Source organism: Comamonas thiooxydans, from assembly GCF_002157685.2.
GTDB lineage: Bacteria > Pseudomonadota > Gammaproteobacteria > Burkholderiales > Burkholderiaceae_C > Comamonas > Comamonas testosteroni_H.
This window is the reverse complement of the sequence record NZ_AP026738.1, coordinates 2,561,390-2,586,456: the sequence shown is the minus strand read 5'-3', so window position 1 is coordinate 2,586,456 and position 25,067 is coordinate 2,561,390. Positions and strand designations below refer to the sequence as shown.

25 protein-coding genes are annotated in these 25,067 nt (G+C 62.4%); 5 read left to right on the top strand and 20 right to left on the bottom strand.

Annotated elements, in window-relative coordinates:
* Positions 1-2 precede the first annotated feature (2 nt).
* A complete protein-coding gene (locus CTR2_RS11895) occupies positions 3-1,193 on the bottom strand; it encodes a fumarylacetoacetate hydrolase family protein (RefSeq protein ID WP_087084626.1) in 1,191 nt (396 codons plus the stop codon).
* 11 nt (positions 1,194-1,204) lie between these two features.
* A complete protein-coding gene (locus CTR2_RS11890) occupies positions 1,205-2,179 on the bottom strand; it encodes a Bug family tripartite tricarboxylate transporter substrate binding protein (RefSeq protein WP_087083874.1) in 975 nt (324 codons plus the stop codon).
* Positions 2,180-2,451: 272 nt separating this feature from the next.
* On the opposite strand from CTR2_RS11890, the gene CTR2_RS11885 reads away from it, so the two are divergent.
* Genes CTR2_RS11885 through CTR2_RS11875 form a run of 3 tightly spaced genes read left to right on the top strand, consistent with a single transcriptional unit; the run spans position 2,452 to position 5,466 of the window.
* Positions 2,452-3,234 (top strand): enoyl-CoA hydratase/isomerase family protein, encoded by a 783-nt coding sequence (locus CTR2_RS11885; RefSeq protein ID WP_087083876.1) that lies wholly within the window; start codon positions 2,452-2,454, stop codon positions 3,232-3,234.
* Between the two features lie 33 nt (positions 3,235-3,267).
* A complete protein-coding gene (locus CTR2_RS11880) occupies positions 3,268-4,488 on the top strand; it encodes a CaiB/BaiF CoA transferase family protein (RefSeq protein ID WP_087083878.1) in 1,221 nt (406 codons plus the stop codon).
* A gap of 39 nt (positions 4,489-4,527) precedes the next feature.
* A complete protein-coding gene (locus CTR2_RS11875; protein WP_087083880.1) occupies positions 4,528-5,466 on the top strand; it encodes an amidohydrolase family protein in 939 nt (312 codons plus the stop codon).
* Here the strand turns inward: CTR2_RS11875 and CTR2_RS11870 are convergent.
* The 4 genes from CTR2_RS11870 to CTR2_RS11855 form a co-directional block, all read right to left on the bottom strand.
* Positions 5,463-6,380 (bottom strand): transcriptional regulator GcvA, encoded by a 918-nt coding sequence (locus CTR2_RS11870; RefSeq protein ID WP_217896241.1) that lies wholly within the window; start codon positions 6,378-6,380, stop codon positions 5,463-5,465. The genes CTR2_RS11875 and CTR2_RS11870 overlap by 4 nt on opposite strands.
* 99 nt (positions 6,381-6,479) lie before the next feature.
* Positions 6,480-8,066, bottom strand: a complete 1,587-nt coding sequence (locus CTR2_RS11865; protein ID WP_087083884.1) for an aldehyde dehydrogenase (NADP(+)) — start codon at positions 8,064-8,066, stop codon at positions 6,480-6,482.
* A gap of 47 nt (positions 8,067-8,113) precedes the next feature.
* A complete protein-coding gene (locus CTR2_RS11860) occupies positions 8,114-9,445 on the bottom strand; it encodes an MFS transporter (RefSeq protein ID WP_087083886.1) in 1,332 nt (443 codons plus the stop codon).
* Between the two features lie 91 nt (positions 9,446-9,536).
* Complete coding sequence (locus tag CTR2_RS11855; RefSeq protein ID WP_087083887.1) at positions 9,537-10,673, bottom strand: iron-containing alcohol dehydrogenase; 1,137 nt, start codon at positions 10,671-10,673, stop codon at positions 9,537-9,539.
* A gap of 131 nt (positions 10,674-10,804) precedes the next feature.
* On the opposite strand from CTR2_RS11855, the gene CTR2_RS11850 reads away from it, so the two are divergent.
* The gene (locus tag CTR2_RS11850) at positions 10,805-11,113 is read left to right on the top strand and encodes a LysR family transcriptional regulator (protein WP_087083889.1); all 309 of its coding nucleotides are present in this window, start codon (positions 10,805-10,807) and stop codon (positions 11,111-11,113) included.
* Positions 11,114-11,516: 403 nt separating this feature from the next.
* On the opposite strand, the gene CTR2_RS11845 is transcribed toward CTR2_RS11850, so the two are convergent.
* The 5 genes from CTR2_RS11845 to CTR2_RS11825 form a co-directional block, all read right to left on the bottom strand.
* Positions 11,517-12,542, bottom strand: coding sequence for a TRAP transporter substrate-binding protein (locus CTR2_RS11845; protein WP_087083891.1), 1,026 nt, complete (start codon positions 12,540-12,542; stop codon positions 11,517-11,519).
* A gap of 32 nt (positions 12,543-12,574) precedes the next feature.
* A complete protein-coding gene (locus tag CTR2_RS11840) occupies positions 12,575-13,855 on the bottom strand; it encodes a TRAP transporter large permease subunit (RefSeq protein ID WP_012839031.1) in 1,281 nt (426 codons plus the stop codon).
* Between the two features lie 20 nt (positions 13,856-13,875).
* On the bottom strand, positions 13,876-14,436 hold the full coding sequence (locus CTR2_RS11835) for a TRAP transporter small permease (protein ID WP_087083893.1): 561 nt from the start codon (positions 14,434-14,436) through the stop codon (positions 13,876-13,878).
* A gap of 102 nt (positions 14,437-14,538) precedes the next feature.
* Positions 14,539-14,853, bottom strand: a complete 315-nt coding sequence (locus CTR2_RS11830) for an NIPSNAP family protein (protein ID WP_012839033.1) — start codon at positions 14,851-14,853, stop codon at positions 14,539-14,541.
* 25 nt (positions 14,854-14,878) lie between these two features.
* Positions 14,879-16,042 carry an iron-containing alcohol dehydrogenase gene (locus CTR2_RS11825; protein ID WP_087083895.1) on the bottom strand — a complete coding sequence of 388 codons (1,164 nt, stop codon included), beginning with the start codon at positions 16,040-16,042 and terminating at the stop codon, positions 14,879-14,881.
* Positions 16,043-16,141: 99 nt separating this feature from the next.
* Here CTR2_RS11825 and CTR2_RS11820 point away from each other — a divergent pair, with 99 nt between their 5' ends.
* The gene (locus CTR2_RS11820) at positions 16,142-17,116 is read left to right on the top strand and encodes a LysR family transcriptional regulator (RefSeq protein WP_254913371.1); all 975 of its coding nucleotides are present in this window, start codon (positions 16,142-16,144) and stop codon (positions 17,114-17,116) included.
* 112 nt (positions 17,117-17,228) lie between these two features.
* On the opposite strand, the gene CTR2_RS11815 is transcribed toward CTR2_RS11820, so the two are convergent.
* The 9 genes from CTR2_RS11815 to CTR2_RS11775 all read right to left on the bottom strand — a co-directional run bounded on the left by CTR2_RS11815 (position 17,229) and on the right by CTR2_RS11775 (position 25,024).
* A complete protein-coding gene (locus CTR2_RS11815) occupies positions 17,229-17,570 on the bottom strand; it encodes a MoaF-related domain-containing protein (protein WP_087084627.1) in 342 nt (113 codons plus the stop codon).
* 74 nt (positions 17,571-17,644) lie between these two features.
* Positions 17,645-18,664 carry an aldo/keto reductase gene (locus CTR2_RS11810; RefSeq protein WP_087083899.1) on the bottom strand — a complete coding sequence of 340 codons (1,020 nt, stop codon included), beginning with the start codon at positions 18,662-18,664 and terminating at the stop codon, positions 17,645-17,647.
* Between the two features lie 3 nt (positions 18,665-18,667).
* Positions 18,668-19,792, bottom strand: coding sequence for an alkene reductase (locus CTR2_RS11805; protein ID WP_087083901.1), 1,125 nt, complete (start codon positions 19,790-19,792; stop codon positions 18,668-18,670).
* Positions 19,785-20,753 (bottom strand): TIGR03571 family LLM class oxidoreductase, encoded by a 969-nt coding sequence (locus CTR2_RS11800; protein WP_087083904.1) that lies wholly within the window; start codon positions 20,751-20,753, stop codon positions 19,785-19,787. Before CTR2_RS11800 ends, CTR2_RS11805 begins: the two co-directional genes overlap by 8 nt.
* A 13-nt stretch (positions 20,754-20,766) precedes the next feature.
* Entirely contained in the window at positions 20,767-21,573 is an 807-nt protein-coding gene (dkgB, locus tag CTR2_RS11795; RefSeq protein WP_087083905.1) for a 2,5-didehydrogluconate reductase DkgB, read from the bottom strand.
* A 301-nt stretch (positions 21,574-21,874) separates the two neighbouring features.
* Positions 21,875-22,300 carry a PPC domain-containing DNA-binding protein gene (locus CTR2_RS11790; protein WP_087083908.1) on the bottom strand — a complete coding sequence of 142 codons (426 nt, stop codon included), beginning with the start codon at positions 22,298-22,300 and terminating at the stop codon, positions 21,875-21,877.
* A gap of 18 nt (positions 22,301-22,318) precedes the next feature.
* Positions 22,319-22,726 (bottom strand): GlcG/HbpS family heme-binding protein, encoded by a 408-nt coding sequence (locus CTR2_RS11785; RefSeq protein ID WP_087083910.1) that lies wholly within the window; start codon positions 22,724-22,726, stop codon positions 22,319-22,321.
* 55 nt (positions 22,727-22,781) lie between these two features.
* The gene (gene dkgB, locus CTR2_RS11780; RefSeq protein WP_087083912.1) at positions 22,782-23,588 is read right to left on the bottom strand and encodes a 2,5-didehydrogluconate reductase DkgB; all 807 of its coding nucleotides are present in this window, start codon (positions 23,586-23,588) and stop codon (positions 22,782-22,784) included.
* Between the two features lie 272 nt (positions 23,589-23,860).
* Entirely contained in the window at positions 23,861-25,024 is a 1,164-nt protein-coding gene (locus tag CTR2_RS11775; RefSeq protein WP_087083914.1) for an MFS transporter, read from the bottom strand.
* Between the last annotated feature and the right edge of the window lie 43 nt (positions 25,025-25,067).

The window sequence follows — 25,067 nt, the reverse complement described above, 5'->3', positions numbered from 1 at the left end:
TGTCAGATCAGCTTTCTCGCGGTCAGGTTGCGCATCAGCGCGCCGATGCCGAAGGTCCAGGCTGGCAGCTGGTCGCTGAGCCCGACGGGGTTGAACAATCCGCCCAGCCTGGCGCTGTAGATGCAGACCTGGTCATCCACCTGGTGGGTAAAGCCGGCTCCCGGCGCACCACGGTCTTCGGTCGGGGCAAACATGGTTCCACAGAACAGGAAGATGCCGTCGGGGTACTGGTGGTGCCGGCCCATCGCATGCCCCACCAGACTCTCGGGCGAGCGGCTGATGTACCGCATGGAGCTGCTGCCGTGCAGAACGAAACCGTCGGTGCCGGAGACCGTCAGCTGCACCTCGGCGGACGCTACGTCCTCGAGCGTGAAGTGCTGGTCCAGCAGGCGCACGAACGGCCCGATGGCGCAGGAGGCATTGTTGTCCTTGGCCTTACCGAGCAGCAGCGCGCTGCGGCCCTCGAAGTCGCGCAGGTTCACGTCGTTGCCCAGGGTGGCTCCCACGATCTCGCCGCGCGAGTTCACCGCCAGCACGATTTCCGGCTCCGGGTTGTTCCAGTGCGAGGCCGGGTGCAGGCCGACTGCCGTGCAATGCCCTACCGACGACAGCGGCGCCGCCTTGGTGAACACCTCGGCATCGGGCCCTATGCCCACCTCGAGGTACTGCGACCACAGCCCCTGGGCTGACAGCACCTCCTTGAGCCTGCGGGCTTCCTTCGAACCCGGCTGGATCGTCGAAAGGTCTTCTCCGACCACGGCCGTCATCGAAGCCCGTATGGCATGGGCCTTCTCCGGCTCACCCCGCGCCTGCTCCTCGATCACGCGCTCCAGCATGCTGGCCGCAAAGGTTACGCCCGCCGCCTTGACGACCTGCAGGTCGCAGGGCGCCAGCAGATGCGGATATTGCGGATCGCCCCCATGCGCCAGGCTGCTTCTGAGCCACTCCTCCACGGGACCCAGGTCGGTGCCCGCTGCGCCAGTAGCCAGCGCCAGGCGGTCCTCACGCTCCAGCAGTGCCGAGAACGTGGCCACCTGTTCGCTCAGATCTATCAGTCGGCCATTGCGCGCAGCCACGACGCGGGGCCCCGCAATGCTTTTCTCACTGTCCGTCCCGGCCAGCCAGACGCGCCCCACGAGTGCAGCCTGGGCGTGATCCTGTGGAAGGGTCTGGTTCAATACGAATTTTTCCATGCTCATGCTCATCAAGCCGTTACCTTTGCATCGCGAATCACCTGCGTCCATTTCTTCTTTTCACTGGCGATGAAGGCAGTGAATTGCGCGGCCGATCCACCCCCATCTTCTGCGCCGAATGACACCAGTTTTTCTGCCACCGCGGGTACCAGAAGCGCCTCGTTGACATCCTTGTTCATGGCTTGCACCAGCGCATCCGGCAGGCCGCGCGGGCCGGCCAGCCCATACCAGACCTTGGCGTCAAAGCCAGGGAACCCGCTCTCGGCCACCGTGGCGACGTCCGGCTGCGCCTTGGCGCGTGCCAGCCCCGTCTGGGCAATTGCCACCACCTTGCCGCTCTTCACATGGGGAGCGGCCGAAGTCATGGTTTCAAAGCTGTAGTCGATCTGCCCCCCCATCAGATCCGAAATCATGGGTGCGGAGCCTCGATATGGCGTGTGCAGCGCCTTCACGCCAGCGCGCAGCTGGAACATCTCCAGCGCCAGATGCTGGATGGAGCCAGGCCCCGACGATCCGAAGCTCACCGTGCCCGGGTTTTCCTTGCAGCGCTGGATGACGGCGGCCAGGGTCTGCGCCTGCTGCTCCTTGCGGCAGATGAGCAGGCAGGGCGTGGTGCCCACCAGCACGATGGGCGTGAAGTCGCGCTCCGCGACATAGCCGATCTTGGGATACAGGCTGGGAGCAATCGTGTGATTGCTGAAATTGGTCATCAGCAGGGTAGCGCCGTCCGGCGGCTGCTTCGCAACATACTCCGCTGCAATGACGCCCGCAGCACCGGCCTTGTTTTCAACGATCACGGTGCGGTTCCAGCGCAGGCTCAACTGCTGCGAGAGCACGCGGCTCATGACGTCGGTTCCGCCACCTGGCGGAAATCCCACAATGATTCGGATCGGGGTCTTGGGCAACCGCGCTTCGGTCTCGCTTGCCGGCGAGATCCCGTGCATGGCCGTCAAGCCTGCCGCGGCCAGAAAGTGGCGTCGTTGCATATCGTGTCTCCTTGGTTTCCTGCATTGCGCCTGCTTGTTTTGATGAGGTCCGGATGGACTGCAGCAGGCTTTGTTTGCAGAAAGTCTAGGAGCCGTGATCACGCCGAACAACGTGGAATATTTCAAGCGCTCCCCAAGTTTTTCTCATGCATTAGAGCCCGAGTTTTTCTTGTGCAGACGCCCAATTTTTCTCGGTTGAGGCTATGGGCTGCGCTTCCTACACTTTTTCCATGCGATGACGACTTCGCAGCAAGCAACAAAGGTAGCAATCCATGGAAAACACCATCCTCCTCTCCCGCGACGAACAGCAGATCGTCACCCTTACGCTGAACAACCCGCACAAGATGAACGCCATGAACCTGGAAATGTGGCAACGCCTGGGCGACCTGATGCAGGAGCTGGAGGCCGACGACTCGGTGCGCTGCATCGTGGTGCGGGGCTCGGGAGAGCGAGCCTTTTCGGCGGGCGCCGACATCGAGGAGTTTCCCCGCACCCGGCTGAACAAGGCCCAGGCCATGGCCTATGGAAAGGTGACGAACCGGGCCATGAAGGCGGTGTCCGAGAGCCGGCACCCAACCCTGGCCGTCATCCAGGGGGCCTGCGTAGGCGGCGGACTGGAGCTGGCCTCGGTCTGCGACATACGTATCTGCGGCGAGTCCAGCCGCTTCGGCGCTCCGATCAACCGCCTGGGTCTGGTGATGTCCTACGGCGAGCTGGGTGCCCTCGTCGCGCTGGCCGGCCGCGCCGTGGCGCTGGAGATCGTGCTCGAAGGCCGTGTGTTCGACGCAGCGGAAGCCTTGCAAAAAGGCTTGATCAATCGCGTAGTGCCGGACACCGCCGTGCTGGAGGAAGGCTATGCCGCGGCCCGCCGCATCGCTGTGGGCGCACCGCTGGTGGCCCGCTGGCACAAGGGCTTCGTCCACCGCCTGGCCCAGCCCCAGCCGCTGACCGAGGCCGAACAGGAAGTCGCCTACGACTGCTTCGAGACCGAGGACTTCCAGATCGGCTACCGGGCCTTCCTGGCCAAGCAGCGCCCCGGCTTCGTCGGCCGCTGAATCCTTCTTCCCCACCTTTTTCTTCCGACTGCAATGACTCTTCCACTTTCCAGAATCCGCGTCCTCGATGTCAGCCAGATCATGGCCGGCCCCTATTGCTGCATGCTGCTGGGCGACATGGGCGCCGACGTGATCAAGGTCGAAACGCCCGGCGTTGGCGACCAGACCCGCCGCGCCATGGGCTTCAAGCTCAAGGGCGAGGACAGCGGCGGCTTCATCGCGCTCAACCGCAACAAGCGCAGCGTCGAGATCGACCTGAAGAACCCGCAGGGCCTCGAAGCCTTCTACGAACTGGTGCGCAGCGCCGACGTGCTCGTCGAGAACAATCGCCCCGGCGTGGCCGCGCGGCTGAAGATCGACTACCCCACGCTGCAGGCCATCAACCCGCGCCTGGTCTATGCCAGCATCTCGGGCTTCGGCCAGACCGGCCCCTGGGCCATGCGCCCCGGCCTGGACCTGATCGCCCAGGCCAGTTGCGGCCCCATGAGCGTGATGGGCGAGCCCGGCGGCGCGCCCATGAAATCCAGCGTTCCCTTTGCCGACCTGGGCGCCGCCCTGTTTGCCGCCTACGCCATCCTGAGCGCCGTTATCGGCCGCGGGGAGACGGGCCAGGGCCAGTACATCGACGCCTCGCTGTTCGAGACCGCGCTGGGACTGTCGATCTGGGAAAGCGCCGAATTTTGGGGCACGGGCCGCGTGCCCACGCCGCTGGGCAGCGCCAACCGCATGAGCGCGCCCTACCAGGCCGTCAAGGCCGCGGACCGCCACTTCGTCATCGGCGCCGCCAACCCCAAGCTGTGGGCGGCCCTGTGCCAGGTGATAGAGCGCCAGGACCTGCTCGCCGACCCGCGCTTCACCGACAACGTGGAACGCATCAAAAACCGGGCCGTGCTGCTTCCCATTCTGGAAGCTGAATTCGCGCGCCGCCCCGCAGCCGAATGGGTGGACCTGCTGCTCGCTGCCGGCGTGCCTGCCGCGCCCATCCACAACTATGAGGAAGCCCTGGCCTGCGAGCAGTCCGTGGCGCGCGACATGGTGATGGAGATGGAGCACCCCGTCGAAGGCAAGGTCAAGGTGCTGGGCTTTCCGGTCAAGCTGCGGGGCACACCGCAGCAGATCCGCCGTGCGGCCCCCCTTCTCGGCGCGCACACCGAAGAGGTCTTTGCCGAGCTCGGTCTTTCCTCGGAGCGCATCGAGCAGCTGCAAAATGCTGGAGCATTCGGCGCGCAAGGCCAGACCGTCCTGCCCGCATAAGCAGTCAGTTTCCATCGCTCATCCGTGGCCCTTTTCACCATGACCACTGCAAACGCCGAGATTCCGGCATTCATAGACGCTCACCACCATTTCTGGGACTTGGACCACAACCCCTACCCCTGGCTGCAGGGCGAGAACGTCCATGACTTCCGCTACGGCAGCTACGAGGCGCTGCAGCGCAACTACCTGCCGGGCGACTTCGCGGCCGACACCCGGGGCTGCGCGCCGGTGGCCACGGTCCACATCGAAGCGGAGTGGGATCGCGGCACGCCGGTGGATGAAACCCGCTGGCTGGCCACGCTGGCGCGGCGCTACCAGCGGCCCTCGGTCGTGGTGGCTCACACGGATCTGGGTGCCGCAGACGCGAGGCAGGTGCTGGCGGCGCAGGCCGCCTTCGACATGGTGCGCGGCATACGCCACAAACCCGTGGTGGCGGCGCGGATCGGCGACTTCTGCCGCGGCGAACCGGGCTCGATGGACGATATGCGCTGGCGCGACGGATATGCACTGCTGCAGCAGTTCGGCCTGTCGTTCGACCTCCAGGCGCCGTGGTGGCATCTGGAGCAGGCCCAGGAACTGGCGCGCGATTTTCCGGCCACCACGCTGGTTCTCAACCACACCGGCCTGCCCACGGACCGCAGCGTACAAGGATTGGCAGGCTGGAGGAAGGCATTGGAAGCCCTGGCCCAGGCCCCCAATGCCGCCCTGAAGGTTTCTGGCCTGGGCCAGCGCAACACCCCCTGGTCCGCAGAAGCCAATATCCCGGTCATCCGCGAAGCCATCGCCATTTTCGGCGCAGACCGCTGCATGTTCGCCAGCAACTTCCCGGTCGACAGCCTGGTCACCAGCTACCCAGCCATCGTCTCGGCCTTTGCCCAAGCCATTGCGCCTCTGGCGTCTGCACAGCAGCAGGCTCTGTGGGCCGGCAACGCCGCACGCATCTACCGGATCAAGGCCGATAGCCCGGCCTGCGATTAAGACTTCTGGTCCCGGGCCAGCTCCGCCCGCATCCAGTCGACAAAAGACGTGATGCGCGGATCGCCCAGGCGACTTTGCGGAAACACCAGGTAATACGCAAACTCGATGGGCAGGCTGTATTCCGGGAACAGGCGTACCAGCTTTCCGGATGCCAGGTCCTGCTGCACCCAGCTTTTTTTGACCAGCGCCACGCCTTGCCCGTCGATCGCGGCATCGATCACCAGATGGCTGGGCCAGAACGATGGGCCTCGTGTGGCATTGATGTCGTGCACGCCCATGTGTGCCAGCCAGGTGGCCCAGTTCGGATTGCTGACATCGTCGTAGGTGCTGTCATCATGTAACAGCACATGGCGCCTCAGATCCGCAAAATCATGGATGGGATGCGGCCCCTGCTGCAGCGCCGGGCTGCAGACGGCGAACACTTCGACGGGCAGCACCATTTCCGAATACAGGCCGGCATATACGCCACGTCCATAGCGGATCTCCATGTCCACGTCGTCGCGGGAAAAATCCGCCATGAGCTTGGAGGTGGACACCTTCAGGTCCAGATCCGGATGCTCGCTGGCAAACCGGCTCAGACGCGGTATCAGCCACTTGACGGCGAACGTCGGTGGCAGATTGATCTTGAGCAGCGCAGTGCTTTTCTCGCGGTGCAACTGGTAGGTCGCAACTTCCAGCTGCCGGAATGCCTCCTGCACTCCGGGCAGATATGCCTTGCCCGCCGGGGTGAGCGTGAGCGTCTTGGAATCCCGGACAAACAAGGCAATGCCCAGGTTTTCTTCCAGCGACTTGACCTGGTGGCTGACGGCCGAGGGCGTGACGAACAACTCCTCCGCCGCCTTGGTAAAGCTCATATGCCGCGCCGAGACTTCAAAGGCGCGGAGCGGGTTCAATGGGGGAATTTTTCTGGCCATACGCAAAGCGCCATCCATGCAATTAAAAAAGTCGCCATGGACAGCCATGTGCGACTTTGAACTTTAACCGGCGCGGAGGCCGGCTACATGCTTGCGGGCTCAGGCCTGAGCCATCACGCCATTCGTCAGCCGCCAGGTACCCAGCGGGTTGGCGCTTTGCAGCGCCGTGGGCAGCAGTGCATCGGGAATGTCCTGGTAGCACACCGGCCGCAGGAAGCGGTCTATCGCGCTGGCCCCCACCGAGGTGTACATGGCGTTGGAGGTGGCCGGGAACGGGCCGCCGTGCACCATCGCATGGCAGACCTCGACGCCGGTCGGGAAGCCGTTGGCCAGAATGCGGCCGCATTTGCGCTCCAGCACCGGCAACAGCTGGCGTGCGGCGTCATGGTCGCCCCCATCCAGCAGCAGGGTCGCGGTGAGCTGGCCCTCCAGCAGATCGGCCACCTGCAGCAGCTCATCGAGGCTGCGCGCCTTCACGACCACCGACGCCGGTCCGAACATCTCGGCCTGCAGTGCCGGGTTGCTCAGCAGGTGCCGGGCATCGGTTACGTAGAGCGCGGCCTGGGCTGCATTGGGCTGGCCGGCTGCATCCGCGCCGCAGGCCACGCGTTCGACCCCTTCCACGGCTTCCACCTGGGCCCTGCCCTCCTGGTAGGCGGCGTGGATGCCCGACGTCAGCATGGTTTGTGCGGCCTTGGCGCCGAGCGCCTTGCCAGCCGCAGCCACGAAGCGCTGCAGGTCGGGCCCATCGACGGCCACTACCAGGCCGGGGTTGGTGCAGAACTGGCCTGCGCCCATGGTCAGCGAATCGGCAAAGCCCTGGGCCAGGGCCTCGCCGCGTGCGGCCAGCGCCTGGGGCAGCAGGAACACGGGGTTGATGCTGCTCATCTCGGCATAGACGGGAATCGGCTCGTGGCGGTTGTTGGCGATGCGCAGCAGGGCCAGGCCGCCCTGGCGCGAGCCCGTGAAGCCCACGGCCTTGATACCTGGGTGGGCCACGAGCGCCTCGCCGATCTCGCGGCCGGCGCCGATCAGCAGCGAGAACACGCCTTCGGGCATGCCCTGGCTCTGCGCCGCCTTCTGCACGGCCCGGCCGACCAGCTCCGAAGTGCCCAGGTGGGCGCTGTGCGCCTTCACGACCACGGGTGCGCCTGCAGCGAGCGCCGAGGCGGTGTCGCCGCCGGCCACCGAAAAGGCCAGCGGGAAGTTGCTGGCCCCGAATACGGCCACCGGGCCCAGCGGGATCTTGGCCAGCCGCAGGTCAGCCCTCGGCAATGGCTGGCGCCCGGGCTGGGCAGTGTCGATGGTGGCGCGCAGGAAATGCCCATCGCGCACGACCTGGGCAAACAGCCGCAGCTGCCCCACGGTGCGGCCACGCTCGCCGGTCAGGCGGGCCAGCGGCAGACCGCTCTCGGCATGGGCGCGCTCGATGAGTACATCGCCCAGCGCCATGATCTCGTCGGCAATGGCTTCGAGGAAGGCGGCTCGGCGCTCCAGAGGCAGGTTGCGATAGCTGTCGAAGGCACGGGTGGCCAGGCTCACGGCGCGGTCCACGTCCTCGCGGGTGCCCAGGCCGAACTCGGGCTCGGCAATGGCAGCGTTGGCTGCGGGATTGAAGGCGCGCAGGCCTCCGGCCTGGCCGCGCACGGCGGCGTGGCCGATCAGCATTTCTCCGGTGAGTTGCATGGGGGTTGCTCCTGTTGGATTGTCGGGATGGAAGAAAACAGCGAAATTCACTCGTCCAGCGGCTGGCCGCTGCGGTCGCGGGCCATGGCCACTGCCGCAATGGAAACCAGCGCACAGGCGGCGAGGAAAAGAACCACGGGTATATAGCTGCCGCTGAAATAGGCAATCAAAGCGGTCGCGATCAGCGGCATGGGCCCGCCCACCAGCGCTGCCCCGATCTGGTAGCCCAGCGACATGCCGGTGTAGCGGATCGCGGCCGGGAAGGCCTCAGCCAGCAGCGTGCCGATCATGGAGCCGTAACTGGCCCAGATGATGCCCAGGCCCACGCCGATGGCCAGCGCCGCGGCAGGCACGGATTTCTGGTCCAGCAGCCAGAAGTACGGAAAGATCCAGGCCAGGAAGGCCAGGCTGCCGAAGATGAAGACCCTCTTGCGGCCGATCCTGTCCGACAGGTGGCCGAAGAACAGCATGAAGGGGAACGCGATCAATGCGCAGACCAGCACGATGTTGAGGATGGTGGCGCGCGCAAAGCCGTGGTCCATCATGTACGAGATGGTGAAGGTCGCATACAGGAAGAAGGTCGAGGTCTCGATGACCTTGGCCCCGATGGCGATCAGCACTTCGCGCCAATGGTGCTGCAGCGTCTCCTTGAGCGGAATGCGCGGGGCGCTGCGGCTGGCCTGGATCTTCTTGAACGAAGGCGTCTCGCCCACGGCATTGCGGATCCACATGCCGATCAGCACCAGCACGATGGAGCCCACGAAGGGAATGCGCCAGCCCCAGGCCAGGAAGGCATCCTCGCTCATGCTGGCGCTCAGCATCGACGTGATGATGTTGCCCAGGGCCAGGCCCAGCACCGCGCCGGTCTGCGGCACCGCGCCATAGAAGCCCCGCTTGGCGCGCGGCGAGTACTCCACCGCCAGCAGCACGCCGCCGCCCCACTCGCCGCCCAGGGCCAGCCCCTGCAGCAGGCGCAGCAGCGTCAGCAATATGGGCGCGGCCATGCCGATCTGTGCATAGTTGGGCAGCAGGCCCATGAGCACGGTGGACAGGCCCATCATGGACAGCGTCATCGCCAGCGTCTTCTTGCGGCCGACACGGTCGCCGATGTGCGAGAAGATCACGCCTCCCAGCGGCCGTATCAGAAAGGCCAGCGCGAAGGTCGCCAGCGCCAGCATCTGGCTCACCAGCGCGTTGTCGCTGGGGAAGAACTGCTTGGCAAAGATGATGGACGACATGGTTCCGTAGAGGAAGTAGTCGTACCACTCGATGGTGCTGCCGACGGCGCTGCCGAAGAGCGCCCTGCGGCGCTCGGCATCGGGAACCAAGGTTTCCTTGGCGGCCATGGAATCCTGTGCATTGAAAGAGGTGCTGCTCATGTCTCCACCTGCATTTTTCTGTGTTGGGCTATTGGGTCATGCATGCCCCGCAGCGGCCTCATATCGGCGCCCGGGCATGTACGCATGAAGCTCACATCGATTGCCACAGCATCTCGACATAGTCCGCGGCCGAAGCCTCGCGCGGATTGGTGCGATGGCTGTGGTCGGCCAACGCGCCCTGCACGATGCGCTCGAACAGGTCCTCGGTCACACCCAACTCGCCCAGGCCCGTGGGCAACTGCAGGGCGCGGGACTTGGCTACCAGCGCCTCCTCGACCGACACCTCGGCCGGCAGGCCCATGGCCTGCGCCAGGCGGGCGATCTTGTCTTCGCGCACCACGGTTTCCGCGCCGCGGTTGAAGCGGATCACGGCCGGCAGCAGGATGGCATTGAGCGTGCCGTGGTGCAGCCTGGGGTTGATGCCGCCCAGCGAATGGCTGAGGCTGTGCACACAGCCCAGCCCCTTCTGGAAGGCCAGCGCGCCCTGCAGCGAGGCACTCATCATGTTGGTTCGCGCCTCGACATTGGCAGGCTCATGGAAAGCCGTGTCGATGTGGCGCCAGCCGCGCCACAGGCCGTCGAGCGCGATGCCGTCGGCCGGCGGGTTGAAGGCCGGGGCCAGGAAGGTCTCGATGCAGTGCGCGATGGCGTCCATTCCGGTGGCGGCCGTCAGGCCGGCCGGCAGGCCCAGCGTCAGCTCGGGATCGCAGATCGCCACCTTGGGAATCACATACGGGGAGATGATGCCGACCTTGCGGCCGTCATCCAGGATGATGATGGCGCCGCGCCCTACTTCGCTGCCCGTGCCCGCCGTGGTGGGAATGGCGATGATGGGCAGCGTGGCGGCGGTGATGCGCTGCAGCCCACCCTCGATCAGCGCGAACTGGCGCAGCGGCCCTTCATGGCGCGCAGCCACGGCCACCGCCTTGGCCAGGTCGATGGATGAACCTCCGCCCACGGCGACGATGCCGTCGCAATCGCCGGCCTTCAGCGCCTGGACGCCGGCACGCACAGCCGATTCGGACGGATTGGGCGGCGTTTCGTTGAAAACGGCCGCTGGCTGCTGGCCAAGCACGGACTGGACCTTGTCGACGATGCCAACAGCCTCCACGCCTTTGTCCGTCACGATCAAAGGTTTTGTAATACCCAGCTTGCCGCAGACTTCTTTCAATTCAGCCAGGGTACCGGCGCCGAAACGTACTTCGGTCACATAGTTGATCAATGCCATATAGCCTCTTGTCTCAAACAATTCACAGGAGACGGAGTCTATGAAGACAGCCCACTTCAGAACACTGACAATTTTCGATAGTGATATAACTTTTCATCATCCCAAGCATCAGACTCAGCCTGAACTTCGTGATGGCGAGACTGCCTGCCAAGCCGTTGCGGCCGCTCATTGCCATCGAGGAAAGTGGCGCCCCGCTTGCCGCATCAGACAAGGCAGAACTCGCCCAACCCGGCACCAGCAAGGCCTGGTGCGAGCTGGGGCAGACGTTTCAGCGGGAGCTCTTTGAGCGGACAAACCGAGGGTTAACCCCTAATGAAGCCGGCCAGTGCGTGCTGCGATTTGCACGTCTGATTCAGGCTGATATCAATAACCTGCGGTTTGAGCTGGATGCGATTGCCTGCGGCGCGGGCCGGCGATTGGCCATCGGGCGAAAGCGCTGAAGTGGAACGCGCTGGCCGTGACAGGGTTCTGGTGCTCTATGAACTGGTGCTGCGCAAGGGCGTGTCGAAAAGCCCGGCGCTCACCCTGCTGGCAGGCAGCAGCAACTCGCTTCGACAGCTCCGTCAGCGGCCCTTGCAGTCGCTGTCGAGGCACTGCGGGCCAAGCCCACGGCACGATCCCAGGAGCCGAAGCCCAAGCGCGACGCTGCGACCTCGGCGCGGGTTGAGGGATTGAAGGCGTACAGCCCCGGCCTGGCCGCGCAGCTCGTGGTGAGCGATCGGCATTTCTCCGGAAGCCACATTGGAAAAATCCGGTCTTCCACATGGAAGACCGGAGGCAGGAAAAACCTGGGGCAGCCAGATCGCCACCGCATGGCAGGCAACCTCGCCAGGCCGGCAGGGCTTATTTGGCGGCTCTGACCTTGGCGATTTCAGCCTGCAGTTCACTCACGACGGTGCCGCCGATCTGCGTGGAGTGCTTGGCGATGATGGGCTTGGTCCGCTCCGCCATGCGAGTGCGCTCGGCATCCGAGAAATCATTCGCCTGCATGCCACGCTTCTTCAGCTCGGCCAAGGCCTTCGCGTCGTTCTCACGGCTCAGGCGGCGCTCAAACAGCTTGGCCTCGGTCGCCGCATCGCCGAGCAGCCTCTTTTCGTCCGCGCTCAACTTGTCCCAGCTTTTCTTGCTCATCAACAAGATAAATGGGTTGTATACATGACGCGTCAGGCTGATGTATTTTTGAACATCGTCAAATTTGGAGGATTCAATCAGCGCATTGGGATTTTCCTGCGCATCCACGGCGCGAGTCTCCAGTGCGGAATAGACCTCGGAAAACGCCAGAGGCACGGCATTGGCATTGAAATTATTGAAAACATCCAGCAATACCGAGCTTTGCATGGTACGGATTTTCAGGCCACCCAGGTCTTCCCATTTGACAATCGGGTGTTTGCTGTTGGTCACGTTACGGTAGCCATTTTCCCAATAGCCAAGAGAAACCAGCCCTTTTTCGGGAAGCTTTGCCTCCAGCTTTTTGCCAAATGGTCCGTCAAGCACTGCATCTGCTTCTTCTGGCTTGTTGAAAAGGAAGGGGAAATCGTAAACCCCAAAGTCCTTCACGATTCCGCCCAGTGTTGTGGTCGCGCCCAGAAAGAAATCAAGCGTGCCGCCTTGCAATGCCGATTGGGCCTGCAAGTCATTTCCCAACTGGGCATTCGGATAAACACGAATCTTGATTTTTCCGCCGCTGTTCTTGTTGACGATATCCGAGAATTTCTTGAGGCCGACCACTATCGGGTGATCCGCCGGAACGCTTGCTGCCGCCTTGAGCGTTCGCTCCGAAACCTGGGCCTGTGCCGCAGGCATCAATACCGCCGTGCTCAAAGTGCAGGCAGCAACGATTTTTACAGCCCTGGAAATGGAATACTGCATTTTTGTCTCCTTGAATATCCGATTTATTTGAATCAACCGTAGAACCAGCGTGCAGGACCAGTTACCAGCACCGGGAAGAAAACCATCATGAACATGACTGTCAGCTGAGCCCCCATGAATGGCAGAACCCCGCGGGTGACTTGGTCCATTTTCATTTTTCCCACGCCTGCCACCACATTCAGAACCGTGCCAACGGGCGGAGTGATCAGGCCAATGGAGTTGTTGATGATGAACAGCACCCCGAAGTAAATGGGATCGATGCCGGCCGCTTTCACCACGGGCATCAGCACCGGAGTCAGAATCAGAATCGTAGGCGTCATATCCATGGCCGTGCCCACCACCATGACCAGCATCATGATGGCGATCAGCAGCAAGGTCTTGTTGCCCATGAAGGGCTCAAGCAGCGCGATCATCTGGTCAGGGATTTCGGCCACGGTGATCAGCCACGCGCTGACCATGGCGGCAGCCACCAGCAGCATGATGACGGCCGTGGTTTTGGCCGAGCTCAGAAATGCCTCACACAACTGGCCCCAGCTCATCTCCTTGTAGACCAGCATGGACACCACGAGTGCGTAGACCGCGGCCACCACGGCGGCTTCTGTCGGTGTGAACACGCCCATCTTGAGGCCGACGATCACGATCACCGGCAAAAAGAGTGCCCAGGTCGACTCCCTGAGTGCCGCCAGACGCTCTTCCCAGCTGGCCTTGGGCGGCGTGGAAATGGCCTCCTTCTTGGCAACAAACCACCAGGCGATGGCAATGCTCAGGCCCATCAGCAGCCCGGGAACAATGCCGGCCATGAACAGCTTGCTGATGGAGAGATTGGCCGCAACTCCGAAGATCACAAAGCCAATGGAAGGAGGGATCACCGGTGCGATGATCCCCGCCGAGGCGATCAATCCCCCGGCGCGTGCCGGGTCGTGACCGGCGCGCTTCATCATCGGCAGCAGCAGCGAAGCCAGCGCAGCCGTATCGGCAACCGCCGAGCCCGAAAGCGCCGCCAGCATGCATGCGGCGACGATGGCCACGAAACCCAGACCTCCACGCTTGTGCCCCACCAAGGTCAAGGCCAAATGAACGATGCGGCGCGACAAGCCGCCCACGTTCATGATTTCGCCAGCCAGCATGAAAAATGGAACAGCCAGCAAGGGAAAGCTATCCGCTCCATTGATGACGTTCTGCGCAAGAATCTGCGCATCGAACAAATCCAGATGCCACATCAAGGCAACACCCGAAGCCAGAAGTGCATAGGCGATCGGCAGCCCTATGGCCATGGCAGCCAGCAAAGAGCCAAGGAAAATAAATACCGTCATGGCAGTACCTTCTCAATCTGTCATCGATTGGCGCTGCATGGCGCCTGTTTTTTCTCGTCGAGCTTGGCCTCGTACTGGGTCAGCTCTTCGCTTTCCTGGCTTAGCGAGAAGGAGGCCTCGTCGCCCCTGAGCGCAGCCCAAAGCTGCTTGAGCAAAATGACCATGCTGGCCAGACCAAAGACAAAGCCGGAGCCGTAAAAGATAGCCATGGAAGCACCGGAAACCGGTGCCAGGACATCCATATTGATCAGTATTTGCGACCAGCTGCCCGACATCAAAAGCCAGCTGATATAGAGCATCAACAGTCTGGCAATCACGGCGCAGACACGCCTTCCCATCAAGGGCAGCCTTGAGGTCAGCACATCGGTTCCGAGATGGGCGTTTTCCCGCAGCGCAATAATGGCGCCCAGAAACGTCATCCACAGAAACAACCAGCGCGACATTTCCTCACTGATGCTGATGCCCGAATTGAAGGCATAGCGCAAAACCACGTTGCCAAACACCAGAACCACCATGATTGCCAGACAGATGCCAATCACGATTCCCAGCAAGCGACTCAATCCATTCGTCAAAATCTTCATGGCTTGTCTCCTGTTTTTTAATTACCCGATATATCCCGGGCTTTTTTGCTTTCATTCAATCAATGCCTCAGGCATTGATTGAATGAATGAGGCGACTGCCCTTTATTTGATCGGAGAGAAATCCGCAGGACGCAGCAGCACCGATTCCTGCTTGACGATCATGGGGAAGGCGGTAGGTACAAATTTTTCCAGCCAATCTTGGTCGCGGTACAGTGCAGCGCGGCGCTCGGTTCTATCATCTAGGCTTTCGTAGGCCCAGATATGGATGATCTGATTCAGCTCACCAATCTCCGTATACCACCAGCCGACCAGCTTTGCATATTTGGAGATAACCGGAAGGCCGACTTCTTCAAAATGCTTTAGATATTCTTTGACCGTACCCACTTTCAGGGTGTATGTACGCATTTCGTAATACATCTTTGACTCCTATGGAAAATAAAAATCAGAACGTGCCGTGATAGGCGTTCTCGATGATCTGCTTCACGTCATGGGCGCGGGTGATTCGCGGATTCACCAACACATTGCCGCTGCGCATGGAGTCTTCGATCATTTTCGGCAAGGCATCCAGATTCACGCCCAAATCCTTGGTATTGCTGGGAATGCTGAGCTTGGCATTCAGCTCAATCACGGCCTTGACCACGGTACGCGCGGCATCGATGGCGGAAAGGCCGGAAACGTCCTGACCCATGGCAATGGCAATATCCCGGAACTTCTCGGGGCAGGCTGGGATATTGAAGTCGATGACATAAGGCAGCAGCGCCGCGTTGGCAATGCCGTGGGGAATATTGAAAACGCCGCCAAAGGTGTGCGAGATCGCATGCACATTGCCCAGTTTGGATTGGGCAAACGCCATGCCGGCCAGCAAAGAGCCAAGCAACATGTCTTCACGGGCTTGGACATCAGAGCCCACGACATAGGCCTTGTAGAGGCTTTGCGAGATCAGCTTGATGGCATGCAGCGCCATGCTCTGGCTGATGGGGTTGGCCTGCTTGGACACATAGGACTCGATGGCATGCGTCATGGCATCCATGCCGGTCGCCGCCGTGATTTCCGGGGGCAGCTTCAGGGTCAGCTCCGCGTCCAGGATGGCCAGCTTGGGCAGCAGCAGCGCGCTGACGATCACCGTCTTGAAACGCGTTTGCGTGTTGGTGAATACAGTTGAGGCCGTGCATTCGCTGCCCGTGCCTGCCGTGGTCGGGATGGCGAACAGCGGCAGGGGTGTCGCCTTGAGTTTTTCGTAGCCTTCGTAGTCCAGAATGCCGCCGGGATTGGTGGCCATGGCGGCCACACCCTTGGCAGTGTCGATGGAGCTGCCGCCGCCCAGACCCAGCACGGCGTCGCAGCCGGTCTGCTTGATGAACGCCACCGCCGCATCCAGAACGTCCGTCGTGGGGTTGGGCTCCACCTCGCTGAAGATCTCGTATCCGATTTCTGCGGCTTTCAGCGATTGCAGCACCACATCGACCACCGGAGTTGCCCTGAGGCCCGGATCGGTCACGATCAACAGCTTTGTGATGCCATACGGCTTCAGCAACTTGCCCGTCTCATTGGCCAGGCCGCTACCGCTTTGGATACGTGTCGGAATATAAAAATTAAAGGCACTCATTTGCCGTCCCCTGTTGCTTTGCATTCGAGATGGCGGAGTCTATGAAGCCGGCCAGTTTCGGTACACTGACAGCTTTCCATAGCGATATAACTTTTCCTCATGCGACTCACCACACCCAGCCTGAACTCCGTGATGTCGCGCCTGCATGCCAAGCAGCTGCGGCTGCTCATCGCCATCGAGGAAAGTGGCTCCCTGCTTGGCGCTGCGGACAAGGTCGGCCTCACCCAGCCTGGCGCCAGCAAGGCCTTGCGCGAGCTGGAACAGACGTTTCAGCGGGAGCTCTTCGAGCGCACGAATCGAGGGTTAATCCCTAACGAAGCCGGCAAATGCGTGCTGCGGTTCGCACGCCTGATCCAGGCCGACATCAATAACCTGCGGTTTGAGCTGGATGCGATTGCCAGTGGCGCGGGCGGGCGGCTGGCCATAGGCACCATCATGGGCGCGGTACCGCTGCTCACCGATGCAATCTCCGACCTGCTGCAACAGCAGCCGCGCATGTCGGTGGAAGTAGTCGAGGACACCAGCGAAACCCTGTTGGGCCTGGTGGATCGGGGCCGCCTGGATGCGGCCATCTGCCGCTCCTCGGTGAGCCGCGACCCCGAAATCTACGAGTCGCTGTTCATCAAGGACGAATCGCTGTCGGTGATCGCCAACGTGGGGCACCCGGCCATGGGGGCAAAGTCGGTGGAGCTGACCGAGTTGCAGGACAGTCGCTGGGTGGTCTACCGCGCGCATATGCCCATGCGCCGGCTGCTGGAGCGCGAGTTCCACGAAGCGCAGCTCAACTTCCCGCTGCACCTGGTCGAGACCACATCCATGCTCACCACCCTGTCTCTGCTGAGCCGCAACACCGATCTGGTGGCCCTGGTGTCCGACGACGTGGCGAACTACTTCTGCCGCCACCATCTGGTCGGAGTGCTGCAGTTGCAGCTCAAGTCACGCAGCGAGCCTTATGAGCTGGTGCTGCGCAAGGGCGCCCCACGCAGCCCTACCCTCAGCCTGCTGCTGAAATCCTTGGACAAGGTGCAAGCCACGGGTGTGGTCGAGGACCGTGTCCACGATGTGCCGAAGTGATTTAAAAAAGATAGCTGCTTGCGCTTGCTCATATCGATATTCAGCATGTTTTCCATCTGAAACCCAATACAGACAAGCGCAAGCAGCTTTCAAATTTTCAGCCCCACAAAGATCAGGGCTTGGTCACCTCCAGTTCGGTCAACGGCCCCTGCATGCGGTAAAAGTTCAGATCGGCCGCCGTGAAGAAGGCCTTCGAGTGACCGCCAATGAAGTCGTCGATATGCACGACGGTAGCGCCATTGGCCTCCTGCCAGGAGACGGCGTACACGCCCTCGCTGATCTCCTGCCACTGGCAGGGCGATTCACCGCTGGCACCTGCATAGGGACCGCTGACGATGGCATAGCTGACGGAAGCGCCGTCCGCAGAATAGATGTTGTGCGCCGACAGGCCGTCATAGTCGACACGGAAGCTGCGGCCGGCGAACAGCGGGCGCGAAGTGTTGGTGGAGTTCATGATGGATTCCCAGGGAGAGATGGATGGGCCGCGCCGCTGCTCCTTTTCAGGGAACAGCGGCATTTCATGGCTTCTTAGAGAGGCAGAGGCGCCTCGGCCGACACCAGGCCCTGCTCGCGCAGCGCGGTCCAGAACGCGGCGGGGATGGGCGCCTTGGCCAGCGCCAGGTTCTCGGCAATGCGTTCGGGGCGGCTGGCGCCGGGAATGGCCGCGATCACGGCCGGGTGGGCCAGCGCAAACTGCAGCGCCGCCGCACGGATGTCCACCTGGTAGTCCGCGCTCAACTGGCGCAGGCGGGCCACGCGCGCCAGGATTTCCGGCGGCGCCTTCTGGTACTCGTAGTGATCTCCACCGGCCAGCACGCCGGAGTTGTACGGGCCACCGACCACGATGCCCACGCCGCGCGCAAGGCTCTCGGGCATCAGCTTGCGCAGTGCGTCCGCATGGTCGAGCAGCGTATAGCGGCCCGCCAGCAGAAAGCCGTCGGGATCGGACTGCTCCAGCGCCATTTCGCAAGGCTCGACGCGGTTCACGCCCAGGCCCCAGCCCTTGATCACGCCCTGCTCGCGCAGGCTGATCAAGGTTTTGGCGGCGCCGTCCATGGCGATCTGGAAAACGTCTTTCCACTGCTCGCCGTGGAAGTCCACCGCCGGGTCGTGGATGAAGACATAGTCGATATGGTCCACCTGCAGACGCTTGAGGCTGGCCTCGATGGCGCGCAGCGTGCCGTCGGCCGTGTAGTCATAGACGGCCTTGTTGGCCAGACCGTACTGGAACAGGCCGCTCTTCTCGCCCAGATCACGCGAGCTCGTATCTTCGAGCTCGTCGGTCAGCAGGCGGCCGACCTTGGTACTCAGCACGTATTCATTGCGCGGATGGTGCTTCAGGGCTTCGCCCAGGCGGATTTCGGCCAGGCCCGCACCATACATGGGAGCCGTGTCGAAATAGCGAATGCCTTGCTGCCAGGCCGATTCCACCGTGTCCAGGGCTTCCTGCTCTGGAATGTTGCGGTACATATTGCCCAGCGGTGCCGTGCCAAAGCCCAGTGCCGTGGGCACGGAGATGCGCTTGGAGATGTTTGGGGTATTGCTCATGGTTCAAGCCTCTGCGGATTCAGTTTCCAGCGTGGGGTAATCGGTCAGGCCGCGCTCGCCGCCGCCGAACAGCGTTTCGCGCTCATGCAAGGCCAGCGGCGCACCTATGCGCAGGCGCTCGGGCAGGTCGGGATTGGCCACAAAGGGCCGACCAAAACCGATCAGGTCGGCCCAGCCCTGCTCCACGGCTTCGCTGGCCCGCTCTGCCGTGTAGGCACCGGCATAGATCATGGTGCCGGGGAAGGTTTCACGCAGGCGCTGCTTGAACTCGACCGGCATGTGCGGAGCCTGCTCCCAGTCGGCCTCGGCGATGTGGATGTAGCCCACGCCGATATCGGCCAGCAGCCTGGCGGCGCCCAGGTAGGTGGTTTCGGGGTCAGCGTCCTCGCAGCCGTTGAGCGTGGTCAGCGGCGCCAGGCGGATGCCGACGCGGCCGGCATCGCCCGTACCTTCAACCAGGGCGCGGGTTACTTCACCCAGGAAACGCAGGCGATTTTCCAGCACGCCACCGTATTCGTCGGTGCGGTTGTTGGCGTTGGAGTCGATGAACTGGTTGACCAGATAGCCGTTGGCGGCGTGCAGCTCGACACCGTCAAAGCCGGCTTCCATCGCATTGCGTGCGGCCTGGCGGTAGTCATCGACGATGGCGTGGATCTCGTCAACGCTCAAAGCGCGCGGCATGGAGGCCTGGGCAAAGCCGGGCTTGCCGTCGGCATCGGCCACGAACACATTCACGCCCTGGGCCTGAATGGCCGAAGAAGACACCGGCGACTGGCCATTCAACAAACTGGTATGGCTCAAACGGCCCACATGCCAGAGCTGGGCGAAGATGCGGCCGCCGGCGGCATGCACGGCATCGGTCACCAGTCGCCAGCCAGCGACTTGCTCGGCGGTGTGGATGCCGGGCGTCCAGGCATAGCCCTTGCCCAGCGGCGAAATCCAGGTGCCTTCGCTGATGATGAGGCCGGCGCTGGCGCGCTGCGCGTAGTACTCGGCCATCAACTCGTTGGGCACGTCGCCGGGCTGGCTGGCGCGCGAGCGCGTCATCGGGGGCATCACGATGCGGTTGGGCAGATCGAGGCCGCCCATCGAATAGTTCTTGAACAAGGGATCTTGGATATCAGGCATTGCAAATCTCCTCGGCCGGTGCCGTCACCTTGGCCAACGAATGATGAAAAATGGGCAGCACATGCTCGGCGATCTCATGGAAGGTCTCGTCAAGCGGGCGCTGGTTGCGGCGGAAATGCAGGCCGACATGATCGACACCGGCTGCGCGCAAGGCGTGCAGCTCTTGGATCAAGGCCTTGCGGCCGCCACGCAGGCCGAAACGCCAGCGCTGCAGCGGCTCGTCGGCGTTTTCGGTCAGATCCAGATGGATGAAACTGGCGTAGGGCTTGACGCCCGCCACGGCGCGCCATGCGGCCACGCGGCGTGCATGGTCCTCGGGCGTGCCCGGATAGGCCAGGCAGCCGTCCATGTTTTCAGCCACCCAGTTCGGGGTTTGCTGGGCCAACCCAGCCACCAGCAGCGGCAGCGGCGACTCCATGCGCGGCAGCACATCCAGTCCACCCGGCAAGCGTGCCTGCGCACCTTCGCGCAGCAGTTCCACCTGATCGCGGAAGTTCGCGCCACGGCCCTCGAAGTCGCGCCCGAACAGCGGGTACTCCACCGGACGGTCACCGCTGGCCACGCCCAGCATCAGGCGGTTGCCGCTCAGGCGCTGCACCGTGGCAGCGGACTTGAGCGTGAGCAGCGGCTCGCGGATGGGGAGCACCACGGCGGCCGTGCCCAGCAGGATGTTCTGCGTGATGCCAGCCAGGTAACCGAGATAGGAAAACACCTCGAACACCTGGGCCGCATCGCCGAACGACGGGTCGTACAGCGGTACGTCCCTCACCCACAGGGCGCGAAAACCAAGGCGGTCGGCCAACCGGGCCAGTTCGGCATGGCGGCGCAGGTCCGGCTCGCCGGGCAGGCGGCCAGCCTCGCGCCGCGCCTGGTCGCCCGCAGGCGTCCAGTCGTTATCCAGAGGAGCTTCGATGCCGATGCTGAAGCCACCTTCGGTCAAGCGAGCCAGAGAAGCAGTCATTGCAGGTTCTCCCTTAATCCCAGACAGGAGCCAGGCCGTCAGGGCTGACTTCTCGGCCGTTGCGCTCGAGCGTGGCGATCAGCGCCATGTCTTCCGCATCCAGCTTCAGGTCGCGGGCCAGCAGGTTGCTGGCCAGGTTCTCGCGCTTGGTCGAGGAAGGGATCACCGCATAGCCCAGCTGCAGCGCCCAGGCCAGCGCCACCTGCGCCACCGTGGCGTTGTGCTTGGCGGCAATCTGGATCAGCACCGGGTCCTTGAGCACCTTGCCGTAGGCCAGGGTCATGTAGGAGGTGACCTGAATGCCCTGCTCTTTCAGGAAAGCTGTCAGCTTGCTGCCTTGCAGATAGGGGCTCAGTTCGATCTGGTTGGTAGAGATCTGATCCTTGCCCACGGCAGCGATGGCCTGCCGGGTCAGCTCGATATTGAAGTTGGAGATACCAATCTGGCGGGTCAGCCCCTTGGCCTTGGCATCGGCCAGGGCTTCCATGTACTCGGACAGCTCGACACCATTGCCGGGAGCGGGCCAGTGAATCAGGGTCAGGTCCACGTAGTCGGTGCGCAGCTTCTTCAGGCTGTCCTGCAGGCTGGCCACCAGCTTGTTCTTGCTGTAGTTCTCGACCCAGATCTTGGTGGTCAGAAACAGGTCGCTGCGTGCCACGCCGCTCTCGGCAATCGCCTGGCCGACTTCAGCCTCATTGCCGTAGATCTGGGCGGTATCCACGGCGCGGTAGCCCACGTCCAGGGCATTGCGCACCGAGTCGATCACGACCTGGCCGTTCAAACGGAAGGTGCCGACGCCGAAAGTTGGGATGTTGCTCATGAAGGGACTCCTAGGGGGTTGTGAAAAGGCGGGAATTGCTTTCCCGATGACTGAAGTTTGCGCTTTTCATCTTTGCAAATTAAGCCCTATATCTCACAAATTCTTTTGAATTTAATTCAAATATAAAACCATCGAAGCTGCCTCAAACAAGATCATCAATTCTTTTTTTGATAGCACCCCATGCTTATCCATCAATGCTTTTTTTGCCCAGCTTGATGAAGATAAAAAGCAAAAAGGCCAGTCAACGGACTGGCCTTTGGGTATAGGGGCGTTGCACGCCCCGGGGGAGCAGGAATGGACGTCAGAGCCCGAGCACATTGGCGCCTATGCAGGCGTCAATGGCGCGCTCCAGCTTCTTCTCATGGACGATGAGCGTGATCTCCATCGATCCCGTGCCCACCTCCAGATCCAGCAGATGGCCGCCGTAGGCATTGAAATTGCTGTCGCCAGCCACGCCATGCAGGTGGATGGACGGCTCGCCCTCCTTCCACGCCACCGAGCCGACGATGCTGCCCATCTCCACGTTGGAGAAAGTCTTGGCGTCAAACTCCTTGCGGTCCGCATTCCAGTAGCCAAAAGTCGCATGGGCAAAGCCAAGCGCGGTGACACTGGCAGCGGGAATGCTCTCGGCCTTGGCCAGCTTTGTCAGCTCTGCGAAGGCGTTGTCGCCCATACGCAGAACCATCAGATAGCCAGTGGGCGTCTTGATATAGCGAGGGACTTCCATATGCGCCGCTGCTGGTGCTCAGCCCTTGACCACGGCATCGGCCGCGGCGCGGGCGATCTGGGCATCCTGGTCGGGCGAGCCGCCCGAGACACCGATGGTGCCAATAAGCTGGCCACCCTGGCCGAAGACCGGCACGCCGCCACCAAAGACGACCAGGCCGCCATTGGTGCGCTCGAGCCCATGGGCCGGACTGCCGGGTTTGCACCATTCGCCCACCTCCTCCGTGGCTGTGCCAAACAGGGCCGAGGTCTTGGCCTTGTTCAGGGCCACGTCGATGGAGCCAAGGAAAGCGCCGTCCATGCGGCCAAAGGCCTTCAGGTGTGCGCCGGCATCCAGTACGGCGATGTTCACGGCAATGCCGAGTTGCCCGGCTGCCTGGCGCGCTGCAGCAACGGCTGCCTCGGCCTGTTGGAGCGAAATATTCATAGCATGATCCTTGGTAGAGAAATATGGCGCGGCCACGCCGCGCCATGGCTGCTGCTTAGTCCCAGATAGGAGCCAGGCCGTCAGGGCTGACTTCACGGCCGTTGCGCTCCAGCGCAGCGATCAGCGCCATGTCTTCCGCATCCAACTTCAGGTCACGGGCCAGCAGGTTGCTGGCCAGGTTCTCGCGCTTGGTCGAGGACGGAATCACCGCATAGCCCAGCTGCAGCGCCCAGGCCAGGGCCACCTGCGCCACCGTGGCGTTGTGCTTGGCGGCAATCTGGATCAGCACCGGGTCCTTGAGCACCTTGCCGTAGGCCAGGGTCATATAGGAAGTGACCTGAATGCCCTGCTCCTTCAAAAAGGCGGTCAGCTTGTGGCCCTGCAGATAGGGGCTCAACTCGATCTGGTTGGTGGCGATCTGATCCTTGCCCACGGCAGCGATGGCCTGCCGGGTCAGTTCGATGTTGAAGTTGGAGATACCGATCTGGCGGGTCAGCCCCTTGGCTTTGGCATCGGCCAGGGCTTCCATGTACTCGGACAGCTCCACGCCATTGCCGGGAGCGGGCCAGTGGATCAGGGTCAGGTCTACGTAATCAGTGCGCAGCTTCTTCAGGCTGTCCTGCAGGCTGGCCACCAGCTTGTTCTTGCTGTAGTTCTCGACCCAGATCTTGGTGGTCAGGAACAGGTCGCTGCGTGCCACGCCGCTCTCGGCAATCGCCTGGCCGACTTCAGCCTCATTGCCGTAGATCTGGGCGGTATCCACGGCGCGGTAGCCCACGTCCAGGGCATTGCGCACCGAGTCGATCACGACCTGGCCGTTCAAACGGAAGGTGCCGACGCCGAAAGTTGGGATGTTGCTCATGAAGGGACTCCTGGGTTGATGTGAAAAGCGGGAATTGCTTTCCCGATGACTGAAGTTTGCGCGTTTTATCTTTGCAGATTAAGAGCTGTATTTCTCAAATTCTTTTGAAATGAAATCAAATATCCACACCTGGAAATCTGCGGCATTCAAAAGTAACTTTGATAGCTATCACCGCTTTACCATCAATGATTTCAGGCCATTGGATACATGCAAAACAAAAAAGCCAGTCCTATGGACTGGCCTTTTTACAGCTTGCTTTTGATAGCTCCCGCTCAGGCGCCCTGCACCGCGCTTTGGCGGCGGCTGCTGCCCAGCCAGACCAAGCCCAGGCCACCCGCAGCCAAAGCAGCGCCAGCCAGCGGAACGGCCGCATAGCCCAGGCCCTGGCCGATGACGGCACCACCCAGCGCTGCGCCCACCGCATTGCCCAGGTTGAAGGCACCGACGTTGACCGATGAGGCCAGGCCGGGAGCCTGGGCCGCAGCCTGCATGACACGCATCTGTACCGGAGGCACGATGCCGAAGGCTGCTGCGCCCCAGACCACCAGGCCGATGGCCGCGCCAACTTGCGTGGTCATCACAAAAGGCAGTACGGCCATCACCACAGCCAGCGCACCGAGGATGAGCTTGGTGGCGCCATCCAGCGACCAATCGGCCAGCTTGCCACCAATGCTGTTGCCCAGCGTGAAGCCTATGCCGATCAGCACCAGGGCGAAAGCCACGAAGCCTGGGCTGGCATGGGTAATCTCGGCCAGCACCGGAGCCACATAGGTATAGAGCGTGAACATGGCGCCGGCACCCAGCACCGTGGTGCCCATGGCCAACAGCACTTCCGGGCGGGTCAACACCTTCAGTTCACGGCGCACGTCGGGGCGCGCTCCAGGCTCACCCTTGGGCAGCGCCAGCCACAGCGCGGCGATGGTGATAAGGCCCAGCACGGCCGTGCCACCGAAGGCCACGCGCCAGCCCACCTGCTGGCCAATCCAGGTAGCGGCAGGCACGCCACCGATATTGGCGATGGTCAGGCCCATGAACATCATGGCGATGGCGCTGGCCTGCTTGTCCTTGGGCACCACGCTGGCGGCCACTACGGCACCAATGCCGAAGAAGGCGCCGTGGTTCAGGCTGGTGATCAGGCGCGACAGCAACAGTGTCGTGTAGCTCGGCGCAAACGCCGACAGCAGATTGCCGACAGTGAAAAGAACCATCAACCCCATCAGCGCCGCGCGCTTTCCGAAGCGGCTGAACAGCAAAGTCATGATCGGCGCCCCGACCATCACGCCGATGGCATAGGCCGAGACCAGCATGCCCGCCGTGGGAATGCTGACCTGCACGCCATCGGCAATGACGGGCAATAGACCCATGGGGGTGAATTCGGTGGTGCCGATGGCAAACGCGCCAACGGCCAGGGCAAGCAAAGCAGCCGAGGATTTCATGGCAGTCTCTCCTGGAAGAAATAGTGAACGCTAAAGATGAATA